A 543-nucleotide genomic window follows, 5' to 3' on the forward strand; every position below is an offset into this window, starting at 1 on the left:
GCCACACCCGACGACAGAAACGAACCGCATGCTTCCCCTCACCGACGCCGAAATTCTGGCGAGCTTCATCAACACCACCCGGCGGGAAACCGCCCAAATATTCCTTCCCGAGCGGCTGGATGAGTTGCGCTGGGACCGACTCGACGTGCTCGCCTGGACCGATCCGAAGAACCCGCGGAACGGCTATGCCGTGGTGCCTCTGGAGTCGGGCCCCGTCGGCTTTCTCCTCCGCGGCCCGTCGCGTCGCTCACACGCTCGTGCCGTCTGTTCCTGGTGTGAGGATCTGCTGCTGACCAGCGATGTCCGAATGTTCGTTGCCAAGCGCGCGGGCGCCGCCGGCCGCAACGGAGACACCCTCGGCGTCCTGCTGCACGCGGACTTCTCCTGCTCTGAGAACGTCCGCCGGAAACCGACTCGGGTCGAGGCCGGCCAGGACGCCGCGGGACGGATCCAGGCCCGCGTGGCCGGGCTCCGTGCCCGCTCGCAACGCTTCGCGACCCACCTGCGCGACCAGACCTGAGCCGAGTCCCGTCCCGTTGTCGA

General features: G+C 68.0%; 1 protein-coding gene. It reads left to right on the forward strand.

Annotated elements, in window-relative coordinates:
- Window positions 1-520, forward strand: a 520-nt coding sequence (locus OOT08_RS10965; protein ID WP_325092677.1) for an FBP domain-containing protein, incomplete at its 5' end; no start/stop codon positions are given.
- Window positions 521-543: the final 23 nt, after the last annotated feature.

Source organism: Leucobacter sp. M11 (assembly GCF_035726885.1).
Classification (GTDB): Bacteria; Actinomycetota; Actinomycetes; order Actinomycetales; family Microbacteriaceae; genus JAPFRB01.